Here is an 18698-nt window from a genome sequence, read left to right as displayed (position 1 = left end):
GGTTTTTGTGAAACTGCAGCGATATGACCGGAGATATCGGCGTGAATTGCACCGTGATGCCCATCTCCCCTTGAAAACCGGGTGTTCCGCGCGTCAGCGACGACCTTCGCGCAGCCATCCGCCAATCAATGTGGCCGAGACCAGCAACAGAACCAGCCACGCAGGCAACAATGCGACGCGCGCTACATCCGTGACCTCGAACGCTTCGCGCGGGGTGATCCCCATCCAGCCACGCCCCGCCGCAGGACGCCCGACGCGCACCGAACGCACGGTCGGCAATCCGTCTTCGATGGCAAAGCTGCCGCCACGCCGCTGTTCGATGGCAGCGGTCAGAATTTCATCCGTGGCAATGGTGCGTTCAAATTCACGCGGTGCCGCAGGTCCAAGCCCGATAACTGCAGATTTATCGCCATTGGTCAGGCGATACAGACCAATTTCATCACCAGTGTGGCGCGCCTCGAAATGACCCGGCTGGATCTCGTCGAAGTCTCTCACGAAAACCTCGCCAGAGGGACTTGTGACAGTGACAGAGCCAACACTTTCTTCAAGTGAGCGGCGAATGATGCGGATGTTTTGGCCGGTGGCTTCGGCCCAGAGCGCCTCTTCCTCGAGTTCGGGTTCTCCCATCATCCAGTGGGCCAGCCGCCGCAACAGTTCAAGTTGCGGTCCCCCGCCCTCGAACCCACGGGCCCAAAGCCACGCCTGATCTGACGCCAAGAGCGCAACACGCCCTTCTTCGACCCTATCCAGAACCAGCAGCGGGCGGTCATCCACGCCGGTCATGACAACGTCGCCACGTTCGACCTCGACCTCTATCTGGCGCATCCACCTGCCCCAGTTTCCGGCTTGGGGCAAATCAACCGTAACGGGGTGGCGTTCTCCCACATCTGACACGTTTGGCAGGAACGCCTCGTCCAGAACACGCGCCGTGGGACGCGCTGGCATGATCTGGGACAAGGGGGAGCGATAGATGCTGTCTGCACTGGCAAAGTCCGGTCCGGCAGACACTAGAACAGCGCCACCTTTGCGCACGTAAGCCGCGACATTTTCGAGATAGATCGCAGGCAAAATGCCCCGTCTTTTGTATCGGTCGAAAATGATCAGGTCGAAGTCTTCAATCTTTTCCAGAAACAACTCTCGTGTCGGAAACGCGATGAGGGACAATTCGCTGACCGGTACGCCGTCCTGTTTTTCAGGCGGCCTCAAAATCGTGAAATGCACGAGATCGACAGAGGCATCGGATTTCAAAAGGTTGCGCCACGTGCGCCCCCCCGGATGCGGTTCCCCGCTGACCAACAGGACACGCAACCGGTCGCGGACACCGTTTATCTGAACCAGCGCACTGTTGTTTCGGTCCGTCAGCTCGCCCTCGACCGCCTGAACCGAAAACTGCAAAACGTTGCGCCCGCCATGCGGCAAGGTCACGGGCAACTCGACATCCCGTCCGGTGGGGATGGAAAAGCTTTGAGGTTGTTCGCCATCGATCGAGACATCAACACGCACCTTGCCATCGGGAACGGCAGGAGCATTTCCGCTGTCTTCGACGCGCAGTGTCAGCAAGACCGGCTCGCCCAGAATAGCAAAGGCAGGCGCGTTCCGCACAACAAGACGCCGATCCCAATCTGTTTCAAGGCCGCTGTGCAAAAGATGGAAAGGCGCGGGCAGATCGGGCATTTGGTCCATGTCGTGGATGCGCCCGTCGCTTAGGGCAACGATACCGGCAATTCGTCCGCGCGGTTCACGTGACAGCGCATCCTCAAGAGCGGCCATCATCTCGGTTCCGGAATTGTCTTGCCCATCAGGAACGTCAATCCGGCGCAACTCCGTGTTTGTTCGCGCTTCTATCCGTGCCTCGACGGCTGCTGCTGCTGCTTCGGTGCGCGCGGCACGATCCGACAAGTCCTGGCTTGCGCTTTGATCCACCAACATCAAAACGATGTCTGACAAAGGCGCGCGGTTCTCGCGGTGCAATACCGGACCACAAACCGCGGCCAGAACAATCACGGCCGCCACAGCCCGCAGGGCCCAGCCAGAAAGCCCGCGCCAAAAGGCATAGATCACCGCGCATGTTGCCAGAGCAGCCAAGGCCGCAATGACCCAGACGGGCAATAAGGGATCAAAAAGAACGGTTGTGCTCATTGTCCCAACCTATCAAGCAAAGCCGGCACATGAACCTGATCGGATTTGTAGTTACCGGTCAGAACATGCATGACGAGGTTAACGCCAAACCGAAAGGCGAGTTCTCTTTGACGCTCGCCTGCGCGGCCGCGTCCCACGGGATAGAGTGCATTTCCGCGTCCATCCATTGCCCAGGCTGACGCCCAGTCGTTGCCACCAATGACCACTGGCGTCACCCCATCATTCAGGTTTCTGAACGGCATGCCCTCAATTTTTTCGGCGTCAGCCGGGGCCGCTTCGACCCAGACATCCCTGCTTGCATAGCGGCCCGGGAAATCCTGAAGCAGATAAAAGGTGCGCGTCAAAACATGGTCTTCTGGCAAGGGCTCTAACGGGGGAATATCAAGCGATGCAGCTATTCTCTGAAGTTTGCGCCCATTCGGACTTGCCGCGCCAAAGCGGGCGACATCGGCGTCCCGCGTGTCGAACAGGATCATGCCGCCGGAACGCAAGTAGTTGTTAAGCTTTGAATAGGCCTCATCTGACGGGATCGGTTGATCCGGTGTGATTGGCCAGAACAAGAAGGGATAGAACGAGATTTCGTCTGTTTCCAGATTGATCGGCGCTGGTTCGCTCGGCTCTACGGACGTCCGAAAAAACAACACTTCGGACAGCCCCCGCAGACCATCCTGCGCCAGCTGATCAATCCGATCATTGCCCGTCAACACATGCCCGAGTGCTATCTCGCGCGTATCTTGAATCGCCCTGCTCTCTTGGGCATCCGCCTGTGGCGCCATCAAAACCAATGCCAGCACAACAGTCGCAATCCGCGCGCCCCAAAGACGACCGGATACGGCCAAGGACGCAAAAATATCGATCATCATGATGCCAAGGGCCGCCGCGAGAAACCAGCCGCTGATATCTTTGACAGGTGCCGTAAGGTAACCTTCAATTCGGGTACCAAGAGGCCAGACAGCGGCCTCCATTGTGTCATCTGCCCGTAAAACATTTCGCGCAACCAACTTGTCCCCGCTTTGATAAAGCCCGGGGCGCAACTTGGGACCCAAGGCATTTTTGGCAAGCACATCACCTTCGACTCCGGGCAGGCTGTGCACTTCCTGAGAGCGGCCAAAGCCATCAAGCACCTGTACCGGCTGCCATGTCAGCCCCGAAAGACGTGTCTCGTCGTCAACACCCACAGCGCTGAGAATCGCAAGGCGATCCAACATCTGGACGAACAATCCGGACAGCGGCAAACCCGACCATTCCGTGTTTGCCGTGACGTGGAACAAAACGACCTGCCCTTGATCGATGGCTTTTCGCGTCACCATCGGGGTGCCATCTGTCAACTCGGCAATCACGCGGTCCGCAAGTGTTGGATCGGGCTGGGCCACAACTTGGGCAGTCACACGCACCTCATCAGGGACAGGCAATCCGAAAAAGGGGCTTCCTTCGGGAAAGGGCGCCACGGACTTTGGTTCGCCCCAACTCATCGCGCCCCCGACGCTGCGCCCACCAGAGCGCAGACGCACCGGCAACAGAGGATCTTCTTCACCAACACTCAACCCGCTTGCGGCCATCACCGGACCAGCGAAGCGCAAAAGCAATCCGCCCTGCGCGACCCATTCCAGCACTTCTTTTTCTTCTGCAGGAGACAGCACCGCGATGTCCGCCAGAACAACAACATCGGGGTTGGCTGGCAAAACGTCTTCCAAAGTGCCTTCGATCAGATCGGCATTGGGCTTCAGAGCTTGGCGCAAAAAGTGCAGCGGCGACAAAAGCTCGAGCCCTTCGCGGTCTTCGCGACCGGAAATGAGGGCCACTTCCCGGCGCTTGAGCGTGTCATCCGACAAGGTCACGGCACCGGCACCGTCTTGGCCCATTATCGAAAACCGCGAAATCCGGCTGCGCAATTCAGCGGGCAGGGACAACTCGGAACTGGCGCTGGTCTCGCCCGACAGAAAACGAACGGGCACCGTTGCCAAAATCCGCGGCGTTCCGGACGGGTCCAGACCATGTGCCTGAACCGTCAATGTTTCGGTGATTTCTGCCCGCGACCGCACCGCGGTGATCGTAAGCACCCCATCGTCGAAAACTGTTGGGGCGAGACCATGCACGCCCAAAGGGTCTTCGACGACGCGCACGCTTCCGCGCGCTTCCAGCGCACTCAACAGGTCATCACGACGCGCACCCTCGAGACCGTCAGACATCCAGATCGTATCAAATGCATCTTCGTCCAACATCTCCAGGACAGTCGCATAGGTCTCGGCGTCGGCCTGCCAAGGTTGGGGAACAACGCCGGGAAGACGGTTTTTGACGGAAGCCGCTGGTTGGAATTGTGGTTTTTCAGGTGCACCCAAATTGAGAAGGGCCGCACGTCGCCCTTGCCGTGCTGCCTCATCCAAAAGGCTCTCGACCATGGCGGTCTGTCGGCGCCAGTTTTTTGCAGCACCCCAGCTTCCGTCCAACAGCACAAGCACTGGCGCGTCACTTTTCGAGGGGGGAGTCGGGTTCAACAATGGCCCCGCCAGCCCGATGATCACCGCCGCCAACGCCAAAGAGCGCAACAGCAAAAGCCACCAGGGTGTTCGATCTGTGACGCTATCGTCGTCTTTCAGACCAAGCAGAAGAATGACACCCGGAAAACGGCGTTTGACGGGGGCCGGGGGAATGGCGCGCAGCAAGAACCAGATGACAGGCAGCGCCATCAGAGCCAGCAACACCCAAGGTGCCGCAAAACCGATAGGAAGTCCGCCGATCACAGGCGTTGCTCCAACGCACGATAGAGCCACAACAGCGCGGCCTGCGATGATTGCGATGTGTCATGCACACCGTATTGCCACCCTGTTGTGCGGCACAATTGTTTGAGACTGTCTTTGCGTTCGGCCAAACGCTCAAGATAGCGGTCCCGCAGGTCAGTGGCCTTGCGCGTTTCGTGCTGAATACCCTGCCCCATACTTTCGAAAATGGCACGGCCTTTAAAAGGAAAACTCTCTTCTGCGGGATCGAGTATATGATAGACGACGCCGCGAATGCCGCGATCCGCTGCCTTGAACAGGGCTGCCTCGGTCGCTTCGAAATCGCCGAAAAAGTCCGAGATGAAAACAGCGCGGGCATGGGGCAGCATCGCGCGCGCTTCAGGGGCGCCATAGTCCCCTTCATCAGACTTTAGAAACATCTCGGTCAGACGCAGGATTTGCCCCTCGCCGCGTCTTGGGGGCAAGGACGTCCCGGTCAAACCCACACGTTCGCCCGACCGGATCAACAAGATCGCGATCGCCAACGCCAAAACGCGGGCGCGGTCCCCTTTTGTCGGAGTATTCTCAGAGGACGAAAACCCCATCGACGGTGACTGATCGGCCCAAAGCATGACAGATTGTGCCACCTGCCATTCGCGTTGCCGGACAAATTGGCTGTCGCTGCGTGCGGAGCGTCTCCAATCGATCATGCGCAGACTGTCCCCCGGCTGAACCGGACGATACTGCCAAAAATCATCTCCCAACCCCGACCGGCGACGGCCGTGCTCTCCCAACAGGACCGTCCCCGCCAAATGCTCGGCTTGGGCCAGCAAAGGCGGCAAACGCGCGGCCTCGGCCTCTGCACGGGTGCGAAGTTGGGGGAAAGATATCACGCGGCGGCTCCGACTTCGCCAAACTCACGCACAGTTCGGGTAATCAGGTCATTCACAGTTTCGCCACGTGCCCGCGCCGCAAAAGTAAGCGCCATGCGGTGGCTAAGCACTGGCACGGCCATGGCCATCACGTCTTCTGCATTCGGGGCCAAACGCCCGTGCAACAAAGCCTGCGCCCGTGTGGTCATCATCAACGCCTGCGCCGCGCGGGGGCCGGGGCCCCACGACACGGTTTCGCGCACCGCTTCAGAGGCATTTGGGTTTTCGGGTCGGAAGGCCCGAACAAGGTCCAGAATCATTTCTACAACGCTTTCCCCAACGGGCATACGACGCAGAAGAGTTTGCGCCGCGATCAGGTCATCTGCATTAAACACCTGATGCGCCTCTTCTTCTTCAACGCCCGTGGTCGCCAAAAGAATGTCTCTTTCGGTATCCCGCGTTGGATACGGCACATCAATCTGCACCAGAAACCGGTCAAGCTGGGCCTCGGGAAGGGGATAGGTGCCTTCCTGTTCAATCGGGTTTTGTGTCGCCAGAACATGAAACGGCAAATCCAGCGGGCGATCTTCACCGGCGACGGTCACCGTGCGTTCCTGCATCGCTTGCAGCAGGGCAGACTGTGTTCTGGGGCTCGCGCGGTTGATTTCATCCGCCATAAGCAGCTGGCAAAATATCGGACCAGGTACAAAACGGAACGCGCGCGCGCCACCTTTTGCCTTTTCCAGAACTTCAGATCCGAGAATATCGGCTGGCATCAGATCCGGCGTGAATTGCACGCGGTTGCCATTCAGCCCCATCACCGTGGAAAGAGTGTCCACAAGACGGGTTTTTCCAAGCCCCGGCAGTCCGATCAAAAGTGCATGCCCACCACACAGCAAAGCGGCCAGTGTCAGATCGACAACCTTTTCCTGTCCGATGAAACGCTTTGTAATCGCGGCTTTCGCCTCACCAAGCTTTTCGCCCAGCGTCTCAATTTCTGAGACAAGATCGGTGTCTTCTGCCATGACAAATCTCCTGCTTGGTTTATATCCTTTGTGTAACCTTATCGCGCCCAGCAGAAATGGCAAAAACAATGAGCGGACAAATTCCCGTGAAACCCTCTGCCGAAGGCCTCGCGGCCTCGGCCAAAGCTGTTGCAAAGGAGCGCGGCCTGCCGCCTGTCCACCTTTGGAATCCGCCCTTTTTAGGCATCATAGACATACAAATCCTGCGAGATGGCACGTGGATCCACGAGGGCGGAGAAATCAAACGCCCTGAACTCGTTCGGCTTTTTTCTTCGATCCTGCGCAAAGATGGCGACTCCTATTTTCTTGTGACACCGGTAGAAAAAGTCGGAATCACAGTCGAGGATGCGCCCTTTGTGGCTGTTGATGTCGATTGCGCGGGCACCGGCGAAAACCAGATCCTGACATTCACCACCAACGTCGGCGACACCGTGACCGCCGGACCCGATGCCCCAATCCGTCTTGTGCAAGAGACGGCACAGGGTGAGCCTGCTCCTTACGTCATGGTGCGGGCAGGTCTGGAGGCGCGCCTTGATCGCAAAACGTTTTATCGCATGGTGGATCTGGGCACCCAACACATCGTCAATGATCAGGATTGGTTCGGGGTCTGGTCAGGCGGCGTGTTCTTTCCGCTGATCCTGTCGCAAGATCTCGGATAAACCAAACCTTCATACAAACACCAAGCAACAGTTGCATCGGCGGCTTCTGTCCTGTTTCGGGTGCGAATGGGAAATCACACCTTTTCGCCCAGAAATCTTTACGATAATGAGGTGACGCGAAAGGACGTCATATGCCTGTTTTTGCTGCTAACCTGAGCATGCTTTTTAAAGAGTACCCGTTTCTTGAACGCTTTGCCGCTGCGCGTAAGGCGGGTTTCCAGAATGTGGAAATCCTGTTTCCTTACGATATTTCCGCACGCGACATTCTTGTTGCGATGCGCGAGGCAAAGCTTGATCTTGCCCTGATCAACACGCCCCCGCCGAACTGGACCGGTGGCGACCGCGGCTTTGCTGCGATTCCGGGAGGAGAGGAGCGGTTCCGCCACGATTTCAAACGCGCCCTGCGATACGCCGATGTGCTTGGCGCGCAGATGATCCACGTCATGTCCGGTGTGGCCGATGGACCCGAAGCCAAAGAAACGCTCATCGAAAATCTGAATTGGGCGACACAGCTTGCGCCAAAACAGCATTTGACGATCGAGCCGATCAATACCACGGACATTCCGGGGTATTTCCTGAACTGCTTTGATCTGGCTGCAGACATTCTTGATGCCGTCGCGGCCCCGAATCTGGCGTTGCAGTTTGATGCGTATCACGCCCACATGATTACAGGCGACGTGTTGGGAACATGGGTCAAACATGGCCATCGTGCCGGTCATATCCAGATCGCGGGTGCCCCCGGACGACATGAACCTGATAACGGCGACATCGACTATCCTGCGTTTTTCAGACAGATCGAGGCCGATGGGTATCAGGGGCGCGTCAGCGCGGAATATCATCCCGCAAACGGAACCGCGAAAGGGTTAGGCTGGCTTAAGGCCGCGCAGTAACGCCTGTTCCTGCGCGCGCCCTTTGTTCTAGTGCGCTTCGGCCCAGTTCGCGCCTTGTCCAGCATCCACAACCAACGGTACGTCGAGCTTTAGAACAGGCTCGGCCGCCCCCTCCATCACACGCCGCGCGATCTCGGTTACCTCTTGGGCTGCGCTTTCCTCGACTTCGAAAATCAATTCATCGTGGACCTGCAAAAGCATCTTTGCCGGCAGGCCCGCAATTTCGGCGGGCATGCGGATCATCGCGCGCCGGATGATATCCGCCGCGGTGCCTTGGATCGGAGCGTTGATGGCCGCACGTTGCGCAAAACCGGCGCGTGGCCCCTTGGCGTTGATTTCCGGCATGTGGATTTTGCGACCGAACAGGGTTTGCACAAACAGGTTTTCTTTCGCGAATGCCTTGGTTTCATCCATATAGGTCCGGATGCCGGGGAATCTCTCGAAGTACCGATTGATAAAGTCTTGCGCCTCGCCGCGCGGGATACGCAGATTCCGCGCCAGACCAAATCCGGAAATGCCGTAGATCACACCAAAGTTGATAGCTTTGGCCCGACGGCGCACCTCTGAGGTCATCTCATCCATCGGGACGTCAAACATTTCCGAAGCCGTCATCGCGTGAATATCAAGCCCGTCACGGAACGCCTGTTTCAACGCTTCGATATCCGCCATCTGCGCAAGGATGCGCAATTCAATCTGGCTATAATCGAGCGAGATCAGCACCTTGCCTTCGTCCGCGACAAAGGCCTCGCGGATGCGGCGGCCCTCTTCGGTGCGCACAGGAATGTTTTGCAGGTTAGGATCGGTCGAGGCCAGACGCCCCGTGTTTGCACCAGTCTGAACATAAGACGTATGCACACGCCCCGTGTCTGGATTGATATGATCCTGAAGCGCATCTGTATAAGTCGATTTCAGTTTTGAAAGCTGCCGCCAGTCCAAAACTCGCGCGGGCAAATCGTGCCCTTGCGAGGCAAGATCCTCGAGCACGTCAGCGCCGGTGGCATAGGCACCTGTTTTGCCTTTCTTTCCGCCCTCGATCGCCATTTCATCGAACAGGATTTCGCCCAGTTGTTTGGGGCTGCCCACGTTAAAGCTGCGCCCGGCGAGTTCGTGAATCTCGGCCTCTAGTGCAGCCATTTTCTGGGCAAAGGCGTTGGACATACGGCTAAGAGTGTCGCGGTCGACTTTGATGCCGTGCATCTCCATCTGAGCAAGCACCGGAGACAACGGGCGTTCCAGCGTCTCGTAAACCGTTGTCACCTTTTCCTGATGCAGCTTTGGTTTGAATTTTTGCCAAAGGCGCAAGGTAATATCCGCGTCTTCCGCGGCATATTTGACCGCGTCGACAATTGGCACTCGATCAAAGGTAATCGCGGATTTGCCTGTTCCCAAAAGCGTTTTGATAGGGATCGGCTGGTGGTTGAGATAGCGTTCCGAAAGCGCATCCATCCCGTGATTGTGTATACCGGAATGCAAGGCATAGCTCAGAAGCATGGTGTCATCGATCGGCGCGACCGTGACGCCGTAACGTTTCAAAATCTTACAGTCGTATTTCGCGTTCTGGAAAATCTTGAGAACAGACTCGTTTTCCAGAACAGGTTTCAACACGTCCAGGACAACGTCCAAAGGCAACTGATTCTCGTCGAGCTCTTCGCTGCCAAACAGATCATCCGATGATCCCTTTTTGTGACCAACCGGAATATAGCAGGCCTCGCCAGCCTCGACCGAAAGGCAAACCCCCACCAGATCGACCACCATCTCGTCCAGCCCTGTGGTCTCGGTGTCGACTGCAACATAGCCTTTTGCAACCGCCTTGGCGGCCCACGCTTCGAGCGATGCACGGTCTTTGACCCACTCATAGGCCTCGGGATCAAAGGGCTGATCTGCTGGGGCTTCGGCAGAGGTTGGAACATTCACAGGCGCATCGGGGATGACGGGGGCCTCAATGCCGTTCTGCTCAGCGATCCGTTTGGTCAGCGTTCTGAATTCCATCTCGGCAAGGAAGTTCATCAGCGTTTCCGGCTCCGGATCTTTGACTTCGAGATCTTCGAGAGAGAAATCCAGCGTCATGTCACAATCCAGCTGCACTAGACGTTTTGACAGTTCGATCTGGTCGCGCTTTTCAATCAGCGTTTGACGGCGCTTGGGCTGTTTGATTTCTTCGGCACGGTCCAGCAAGCTTTCAAGATCACCATATTCATTGATCAGCAACGCAGCTGTCTTGATACCAATGCCCGGCGCTCCGGGGACGTTATCGACGCTGTCACCGGCCAAGGCCTGAACATCGACCACACGTTCGGGCCCTACCCCGAATTTCTCGATGACACCGTCGCGGTCGATCCGCTTGTTCTTCATCGCATCCAGCATCTCGACGCCGCCACCCACAAGCTGCATCAGGTCTTTGTCGGACGAAATGATGGTGACACGGCCACCCGCATCACGCGCCTGACAAGACAGGGTCGCAATGATGTCATCCGCCTCAAAACCTTCGACCTCTTTACAGGCGATGTTAAACGCCTTGGTGGCCACACGGGTCAGTGGGAATTGTGGCACAAGATCTTCTGGTGCCGGTGGACGGTTGGCCTTGTACTGATCATACATGGTATTGCGGAAACTTTTTCCGGAATAGTCAAAGATAACAGCCACATGCGTTGGCGCATCCGGTCCTGTATTTCCTTCAACATAGCGATGCAGCATGTTGCAGAACCCTGCAACAGCGCCAATCGGCAAACCGTCCGACTTACGAGTCAGAGGAGGCAGCGCATGGTAGGCGCGAAAAATGAAAGCTGATCCGTCGATCAGATGCAGATGGCATCCCTTGCCAAACCCGGTTTCCATATCGCGTCTCCTGTGCTGGGTTCCCCCGTTCTGCCACGGCCCGCGATATGGTACCACCCGGAAAAGGTCATCAGGCCCTCAAGACGTTATTCGCCGTAAGGGACCCAGATATTTTTCACGTCAGTCGCGGCCTCAAGGAAGGCGCGGCTGTGGTCTTCGAACCAGTCACGGCTTTGGGCGTTGTTGACCCATGTCCGTTTGAGGTTTCCGGCACTCGCCGCTTCGATCTCTTGGCCGAGATCAGTCGACGAGAAGCTCCAGACCGCATCAACGTCCAGATGGCTTGCCAGCGGTTTTGCCAATTCGGCGTGCGCCCCCGTCAGGATATTCACAACACCCGCAGGCACATCAGACGTATCCAGCACCTGATAAAAATCCGTTGCGGCCAGCGGGAAAGGCTCGGAAGCCGCCAGAACAACGCGATTGCCCATCGCAATTGCGGGCGCCATCACAGAGATCAGACCAAGCAGCGGATTCTCATCCGGACACAGTGCACCAATGACCCCCATAGGTTCGCGCATCGCCAGCGCGACGCCGCGAATGGGAACATTGTGGACCTGCCCATCATATTTGTCTGCCCAAGCCGCCGCGCTGAACAAACGTTCGATCGAGGCGTCGACTTCACGCTTGCCGTTGCGCGCATTGGTCAGCGCATTGATCCGCGCCGCAAATTCATCGCCACGCGCCGACAGGTTTTCCGCGATATAATACAGGATCTGGGCTCTCAGGTGCCCTGTTGTCTTGCTCCAGCCTTTGGCGGCCTGAGCCGCTTCGACGGCGTTGCGCACATCCTTGCGGTTCGCGATGGGCGCTTGTCCCAATAGCGTGCCTGCTTTGCTGTATACGTTGGTGGAATAGCCGCCATCAGGTCGGGCCTGCTTTCCTCCGACATAGAGTTTCGGGGTGCGGTCCAATGGATCGGTCGGGCCTTTGTCTCCTGTGAAACCCACGATCGACGACAAGGCTTTGGTGGTCACTTTGGGACGCGTATAGGCAGAAAGCCCTTCCCATCCGCCTTCGCGTCCAAAACCACTCTCGCGCATTCCGCCAAAACCGGCCGCTGCATCAAACAGGTTGGTTGCATTCACCCAGACGACACCGGCAACAAGTTTCGGAGCGATATCCAGCGCAAGGTTGACGTTCTCGGTCCACACACTTGCCGCCAGACCATAACGGGTGTTGTTGGCCACCTGAACCGCTTCGTCCGGTGTCCGGAACGTGGTCGAGACAAGAACCGGACCAAAAATCTCTTCCTGCATCAGATGGGATGACGGGGCGAGGCCCGTGATCAAGGTCGGCGGATAGAAACATCCCTCGGCAGGCATCTCGACATTTGCTGAGTAGGTTTCGCCCTCTTTGTTCGCTGCAACCATCTCGGTGATTGTATGCAATTGTACAGGGTCAACGACGGCCCCCACATCGATGCATTTGTCCAGCGGATTGCCCAATCGCAGCCCGTCCATGCGCGTCTTGAGCTTTTTGTGGAATCTGTCAGCGATGCCCTCTTGCACCAAAAGGCGGGAGCCCGCGCAACACACCTGCCCCTGATTAAACCAGATGGCATCGACCAGACCTTCAACGGCGCTGTCGATATCGGCATCATCGAACACGATGTAAGGCGACTTGCCCCCGAGTTCGAGCGTCAGGGATTTCCCGGAACCAGCGGTCGCCTTGCGGATCAACCGCCCCACCTCGGTGGAACCTGTGAAGGCGATTTTGTCCACATCAGACGCGACGATCATCTCTCCTACCGCGCCATCACCCGTCAGGATATTCACAACACCCTTGGGCAGCCCTGCTTGTTTGCAGATATCTGCAAACAACAAGGCCGTCAGGGAGGTATATTCAGCAGGCTTCAAAACAACCGTGTTGCCCATCGCCAAGGCGGGCGCGACTTTCCATGCCAGCATCAAAAGCGGGAAGTTCCACGGAACAATCTGGCCACAAACGCCCAGCGCCCCGCGATCCGGCAGTTCACTGTCCATCAGCTGGGCCATGCCCGCATGATAATAGAAATGGCGATGCACCAGCGGGACATCAATATCGCGGCTTTCGCGGATGGGTTTCCCGTTGTCCAAGGTTTCGAGTACCGCAAAAAGACGGGCGTGCTTCTGGATCAGACGCGCCAACGCATAGAGGTATTTGGCACGGCCATGACCGCCCAGCTTTTCCCATTTGCCTTGCGCTTTGCGTGCGGCGGACACAGCGGCCTGCACGTTGTCCTGTGTCGCCTGTGATAGTGTCGCCAGCGTTTCCCCGTTCGCGGGGTTGTGGCTTTCAAAATCACTGGTCGGCGACGTGAAGGACCCATCGATAAAGTGGCCAAACTTGGCCCCTTGATCAACAATCCAGGCCAGCGCATCAGCGGCGCTTTCGGGAGCGGGGCCATATTCCATTGTGTCGTAGATGTCTTTGACGGTCATTGAATCTGTCCTGTCAGCCGATTGCGTGGCGGTAAGAGGCGGAATAGGCGCCTGTAACGTGATGTTCGAGCTGGCGTTCGATATCGCCCAAAAGGGAAGAGGCCCCAAACCGGAACAGATCAGGTTGCAACCATCGATTGCCCAACTCGTCTTTCATAAGGGCGAGATAGGTCACGGCATCCTTGGCCTTTGAAATACCGCCCGCAGGTTTATAGCCAACCCGAAAGCCTGTTCGCTCGTAATAGTCGCGGATGGCGCGGATCATAACCAACGAGACGGGCAAGGTCGCATTGACGCTTTCTTTGCCAGTCGACGTCTTGATAAAATCAGCACCGGCCATCATGCAAACAAGCGAGGCCCGCGCAACATTGCGCAATGTTCCCAGTTCACCCGTGGCCAGAATGGCCTTTACATGGGCATCCCCACAGGCCTCTCGGAATGTCTTCATTTCATCATACAGCGCTTGCCAATTGCCTTGCAGCACATGCCGACGCGTGACCACGATATCGATCTCCGAGGCACCGGCCTCTACGCTTTCCTTGATTTCGGCAACACGCAGATGAAACGGGGACAGACCCGCCGGAAACCCTGTAGAAACGGCAGCAACCGGAATGCCGGTTCCGGCAAGCGCCTCTACTGCGGTTGGCACCATGTCGTGATACACACAAACGGCCCCCGTAGTCAGACCCTCCATGCCCAGCGCAGCCAAGAGGTCCACGCGCACGGGCTGATGTGCTTTTGCACAAAGACGTCGCACGCGGCCTTCGGTGTCATCGCCCGACAGAGTAGTCAAATCGATGCAGGAAATGGCACGACACAACCATGCCGCCTGATAGTCCTTCTTGACGGACCGGCGTCCGGGCAATGTTTTTGCGCGTCGCTCGATCGCAGACGTGTTGGCCTGCGCACGGCGCACCCAATCCAGATCCAGTTCAATACCGGGATTGCGCGGCTCCATCGCCTGCGGCAACTGATGTATGGAAGGAGTGACAGTCGGGGTTTGCATCATGTCGTTTCCCTAAGAAAATCCGAGATAACCGTGTCATGCTGCCGCAGCATTGGCAAGGCGGTGCGCCGCGCGCTGCCTAAATTTTGTCCACTTGATCAATTCCTTTTTGCAAACAATTCTCAATTGCATTGACTTTGTTGCGAATGGCTCTCATATTCATTTCAAACAACCCCTCGGAGGCAAAATGCGATTCTCGCGCCGTGATTTTATCGTGACCGGAACTTTGGGTGCTGCTGCATTGGCAACGCCCGCCTTCGCGCAAACCAAGCTGTCTGTTGTCGCCACCACCGGCATGATTGCCGATACCGTTCGGCGCGTTGGCCGCGACAATGTCGACGTCAAAGGATTGATGGGCGCCGGGGTTGACCCGCACTCTTACCGGCAAACCCGCACCGATATTCTTGCGATGACCCGCGCGGACCTGATCTTGTGGCACGGCCTGTTCCTCGAGGCGCAGATGGAAGAGGTGTTTCGCAAGCTGGAAACGCGCAAAGCCGTTTTCACCGTGACGGACACCATCCCGCAAGAGTTGCTGCGCGCGCATCCGGACTATGAAAACAAATTCGACCCGCACGTGTGGATGGTGCCGGCTTTGTGGACCCATGTCACCTTGCGTATCCGTGACATCCTGATCGAAGCACGCCCGGAGCTGACAGATGTTTTCACCGCGAATGCTGCTGAATTTCTGACAGATCTCGCGGCTATTCAAAACTATGCCGAAACCGCATTGCCAACCGTACCGCAAGAGGCGCGTATCCTTGTGACAGCGCACGACGCCTTTAGCTATTTCGGGCGTGACTACGGGTTCGAAGTAATGGGCATTCAGGGCATTTCAACCGATTCCGAAGCAGGCCTGAACCGCATCGGCGAATTGGTAGATATCTTGGTGGATCGCAAGGTGGGTGCCGTTTTTGTGGAGAGTTCGGTCAGCGACCGAAGCATTCGTGCACTGACCGAAGGGGCTGCCGCGCGTGGTCACAAGGTCATGGTTGGCGGAGAGCTTTTCTCTGACGCCATGGGCGCGCCAGACACCTACGAAGGCACCTATTTGGGTATGATTGACCATAATGTGACCGTTATAACCAATGCCCTCGGAGGCCAGGCCCCCGAGCGTGGCCTGAACGGCAAATTGTCTGCAGGATTTTGAGGACGCACTTATGACATTGGAACTTGCAGCAAACCAAGGGCACTCGCCAACCGCGGAACAGCTCGACAGCAGCCCGCTGGCCGTTCGTGGCATGACAGTTTCCTATGGGCAGAAACCTGTGGTCTTCTCGGTTGATATGACCATCGTCGAAGGCGCCATGACAGCCATCATCGGCCCCAACGGCGCGGGAAAGTCTACCCTGCTCAAGGCCGCATTGGGCATTGTGAAACCCTTGTCCGGCCAGTCATTGGTTTTCGGAAAACCACTGCGCAGCCAACGCCACCGCATTGCATATGTTCCACAACGGGCCAGCATCGACTGGGATTTCCCCACACGTGTGATTGATGTGGTGCTGATGGGTTTGTTCCGCGAATTGGGCCTGTTGCGCCGTGTGCGCCAGCGCCATCTCGACAAGGCACGCGCCTGTCTCGACCGCGTCGGCATGGGAGATTTTTCCGACCGTCAAATCGGGCAACTGTCGGGGGGACAACAGCAACGCGTCTTTCTGGCTCGAGCCCTGGCACAGGACGCGGACCTCTATCTTTTGGATGAACCCTTTGCAGGCGTAGATGCCGCCACCGAAAAGGCCATCATCGCGGTTCTAAAAAACCTGCGGGAAGAGGGCAAAACCGTTGTGTCTGTGCATCACGACCTGTCCACCGTGCCCGAGTATTTCGATCGCGTCTTTATGATCAACACGAGCAAGATCGCCGAAGGAACGGTTGCCGATGCTTTCACAGCAAAGAACCTCGATAAAACCTATGGCGGTCGTTTGGCCACCGCCCATGTGGATCAGCTGGATCTGGTCGCGGGATAAACGGGGACCGTCATGTTTTGGGACGCTATCTTTCTCCAGCTTGGCTATAACGCCACGCTGGTCACGATCGGTGCTTGCTTTCTCGGGATCGCAGCAGGGGTAACAGGGACCTTCCTGTTTCTGCGCAAACGCGCCCTTGTCAGCGACGCAATCAGCCACGCCACCCTGCCCGGTGTTGCGCTTGCCTTTATCATTATGGTGTCGTTTGGCCTGGATGGCCGGAACCTCATTGGCCTTCTCGCAGGGTCTGCGGTTTCGGCATGGTTCGGCCTTCTGTGCGTGAGCTGGCTCACACGTTTTACCCGCCTTGCCGAAGACGCGGCGATTGGGGCGGTTTTGTCCGTTTTCTTTGGCTTTGGCATCGTTCTTTTGACCGTCATTCAATCCATGTCTGCCGGACGCCAGGCCGGGCTCGAAGGGTTCTTGCTGGGATCTACGGCGGGGATGTTGTGGAATGACGCCATCATCATCGTTGTTGGCGGTGCGCTGACCCTCGCAATTGTTCTGGCCTATCGCCGTCCGATGGAAATGGTGTCCTTTGACCCTGAATTTGCGGCGGCCAGCGGTCTGAATGTTGCCCGTATCGATCTAATCATTATGTGGCTGGCCATGGCCGTGACAGTTGTCGGTCTAAAAATCGTCGGCCTTATCTTGATTGTCGCAATGCTGATTATCCCGCCGGTCACCGCCCGTTTCTGGACAGACCGCACCGATCGTGTGGCCCTGATTTCCGGAGGCGTCGGGGGGGCTGCCGGGTATCTTGGCGCTGCGCTGTCTGCCTCGGCGCCGTCTTTGCCCACGGGGCCGATTATTGTCCTTGTCAGTTTCGCTTTTTTTGCGGTGTCTTTGTTCTTTGCCCCCAATCGGGGGGTGCTCGCTGCCTTTTTGCGGCACCGCAGCTTTCAGCGTCGCGTGCACATGCGGCAAGGTCTTCTGGCCTTGGCACAGGGACAACCGATTTACGAGGCCCTCACCCTGAAGCTGTTGCGCAATGCCGACCTTGCGCGCGCCGACGGAGTTGCCACCGAGACCGGACGCGCCCGCGCCGCCAAGGCCTTGCGTGATGAAAAACGTTGGGAGATCGTGCGCGCCGACCAAGCCTTTGAAGGGGCGGCTGCGCTTTATGATGGATTACGCGAGATCGAAACCGTTCTGACATCGGACCAAATTCAGGAAATCGATCAACGCATCGGCGGCCCAAAGGGAGTGCTCTCATGAGCGGTGAAGAGTTTGTCCCCCTGTCATTGACGCCCCTGTTGATCGGCATGTTTGCGGCCGTGGCCTGCGCCCTGCCCGGTAATTTTCTGGTCCTGCGCCGTCAGGCCCTCATCGGAGACGCGATCAGCCACGTTGTTCTTCCCGGCATTGTCGTCGCTTTCCTGATAACCGGCATGGTGTCGACCTGGCCTATGATGCTCGGTGCGGCGGGGGCTGCGGTTCTTGCGGTTGTCCTTATCGAAGCGATCCGCAAATTGGGCCGGATCGAACCGGGCGCGGCCATGGGCGTGACCTTTACATCCATGTTTGCGGCGGGTGTTTTGCTGCTTGAGCAATCCAACACATCCAATGTGCACCTGGATGTTGAGCACGCGCTGTATGGCAACCTCGAAAGCCTGATCTGGCTGGATGCGATCGGCTGGCAAAGCCTGTTTGACCCTATCGCCCTCGCAGCTCTGCCGCACGAGCTTGTCCGGATGAGCGTCACACTTGTGGTGGTTTCGGTATTTATCTGGGTCTTCTGGCGCCCGCTAAAGCTGTCGACCTTTGACGAAGGGTTCGCGCGCACGTTGGGCATACCGACGGATCTTGTCGGGCTGGCTCTTGTGATCATTGCCGCGATTGCAGCAGTTGCCGCCTTTGACGCGGTTGGGTCGATCATCGTCATTGCGATGTTCATTTGCCCGCCTGCCGCCGCCCGCCTGATGACGAACCGGCTTGAGACACAGATCATGTGGAGCGTGATCTTCGCGCTGCTTTCCGCAATTCTGGGTTTCTTTATTGCGGGCTATGGCCCCCTTTGGATCGGGGCGGAAAATGCCGTGAGCGCGGCAGGTATGATCGCAACCGTATCGGGTCTCATTCTCGCGGCCACCGCGATATGGGGACCATGTCGCAAACGCGGCGGCGCGCCTGTGTCCTAAGGCAAAGGCCGGATACGGCACACG

General features: G+C 57.4%; 13 protein-coding genes. 6 read left to right on the top strand and 7 right to left on the bottom strand.

Annotated features, from left to right (window positions below; all coding sequences use genetic code 11):
- Positions 1-93 precede the first annotated feature (93 nt).
- Genes PH7735_RS19325 through PH7735_RS19310 form a run of 4 tightly spaced genes read right to left on the bottom strand, consistent with a single transcriptional unit; the run spans position 94 to position 6753 of the window.
- Positions 94-2139: a hypothetical protein gene (locus PH7735_RS19325; protein ID WP_058313079.1), complete on the bottom strand. Its 2046-nt coding sequence runs from the start codon at positions 2137-2139 to the stop codon at positions 94-96.
- Entirely contained in the window at positions 2136-4880 is a 2745-nt protein-coding gene (locus tag PH7735_RS19320) for a DUF4159 domain-containing protein (RefSeq protein WP_267885819.1), read from the bottom strand. Before PH7735_RS19320 ends, PH7735_RS19325 begins: the two co-directional genes overlap by 4 nt.
- Entirely contained in the window at positions 4877-5749 is an 873-nt protein-coding gene (locus tag PH7735_RS19315; protein ID WP_058313077.1) for a DUF58 domain-containing protein, read from the bottom strand. Before PH7735_RS19315 ends, PH7735_RS19320 begins: the two co-directional genes overlap by 4 nt.
- Positions 5746-6753: an AAA family ATPase gene (locus tag PH7735_RS19310; protein ID WP_058313076.1), complete on the bottom strand. Its 1008-nt coding sequence runs from the start codon at positions 6751-6753 to the stop codon at positions 5746-5748. The genes PH7735_RS19315 and PH7735_RS19310 overlap by 4 nt, the downstream gene beginning before the upstream one ends.
- 68 nt (positions 6754-6821) lie before the next feature.
- On the opposite strand from PH7735_RS19310, the gene PH7735_RS19305 reads away from it, so the two are divergent.
- Positions 6822-7412: a DUF1285 domain-containing protein gene (locus PH7735_RS19305; RefSeq protein ID WP_058313075.1), complete on the top strand. Its 591-nt coding sequence runs from the start codon at positions 6822-6824 to the stop codon at positions 7410-7412.
- 131 nt (positions 7413-7543) lie between these two features.
- Positions 7544-8302, top strand: a complete 759-nt coding sequence (locus PH7735_RS19300; protein WP_058313074.1) for a hydroxypyruvate isomerase family protein — start codon at positions 7544-7546, stop codon at positions 8300-8302.
- 27 nt (positions 8303-8329) lie between these two features.
- On the opposite strand, the gene polA is transcribed toward PH7735_RS19300, so the two are convergent.
- The 3 genes from polA to deoC all read right to left on the bottom strand — a co-directional run bounded on the left by polA (position 8330) and on the right by deoC (position 14569).
- The gene (gene polA / locus PH7735_RS19295) at positions 8330-11137 is read right to left on the bottom strand and encodes a DNA polymerase I (RefSeq protein WP_058313073.1); all 2808 of its coding nucleotides are present in this window, start codon (positions 11135-11137) and stop codon (positions 8330-8332) included.
- A gap of 86 nt (positions 11138-11223) precedes the next feature.
- On the bottom strand, positions 11224-13560 hold the full coding sequence (locus PH7735_RS19290) for an aldehyde dehydrogenase family protein (RefSeq protein ID WP_058313072.1): 2337 nt from the start codon (positions 13558-13560) through the stop codon (positions 11224-11226).
- A gap of 13 nt (positions 13561-13573) precedes the next feature.
- Positions 13574-14569 carry a deoxyribose-phosphate aldolase gene (deoC, locus tag PH7735_RS19285; RefSeq protein WP_370737394.1) on the bottom strand — a complete coding sequence of 332 codons (996 nt, stop codon included), beginning with the start codon at positions 14567-14569 and terminating at the stop codon, positions 13574-13576.
- A gap of 184 nt (positions 14570-14753) precedes the next feature.
- Between deoC and PH7735_RS19280 the strand changes: the two genes are divergently transcribed.
- From PH7735_RS19280 to PH7735_RS19265, 4 genes are read left to right on the top strand one after another with little or no spacing between them, the layout of a single operon-like run.
- A complete protein-coding gene (locus PH7735_RS19280; protein ID WP_058313198.1) occupies positions 14754-15716 on the top strand; it encodes a metal ABC transporter solute-binding protein, Zn/Mn family in 963 nt (320 codons plus the stop codon).
- A gap of 10 nt (positions 15717-15726) precedes the next feature.
- Positions 15727-16533: a metal ABC transporter ATP-binding protein gene (locus tag PH7735_RS19275; RefSeq protein WP_058313071.1), complete on the top strand. Its 807-nt coding sequence runs from the start codon at positions 15727-15729 to the stop codon at positions 16531-16533.
- A 12-nt stretch (positions 16534-16545) separates the two neighbouring features.
- On the top strand, positions 16546-17751 hold the full coding sequence (locus tag PH7735_RS19270) for a metal ABC transporter permease (RefSeq protein WP_058313070.1): 1206 nt from the start codon (positions 16546-16548) through the stop codon (positions 17749-17751).
- On the top strand, positions 17748-18674 hold the full coding sequence (locus PH7735_RS19265; RefSeq protein ID WP_058313069.1) for a metal ABC transporter permease: 927 nt from the start codon (positions 17748-17750) through the stop codon (positions 18672-18674). Before PH7735_RS19270 ends, PH7735_RS19265 begins: the two co-directional genes overlap by 4 nt.
- Positions 18675-18698: the final 24 nt, after the last annotated feature.

This window comes from Shimia thalassica (assembly GCF_001458215.1).
Lineage (GTDB): Bacteria > Pseudomonadota > Alphaproteobacteria > Rhodobacterales > Rhodobacteraceae > Shimia > Shimia thalassica.
The sequence above is the reverse complement of the archived record's forward strand: the minus strand, read 5'-3'. Positions and strand labels throughout refer to the sequence as shown.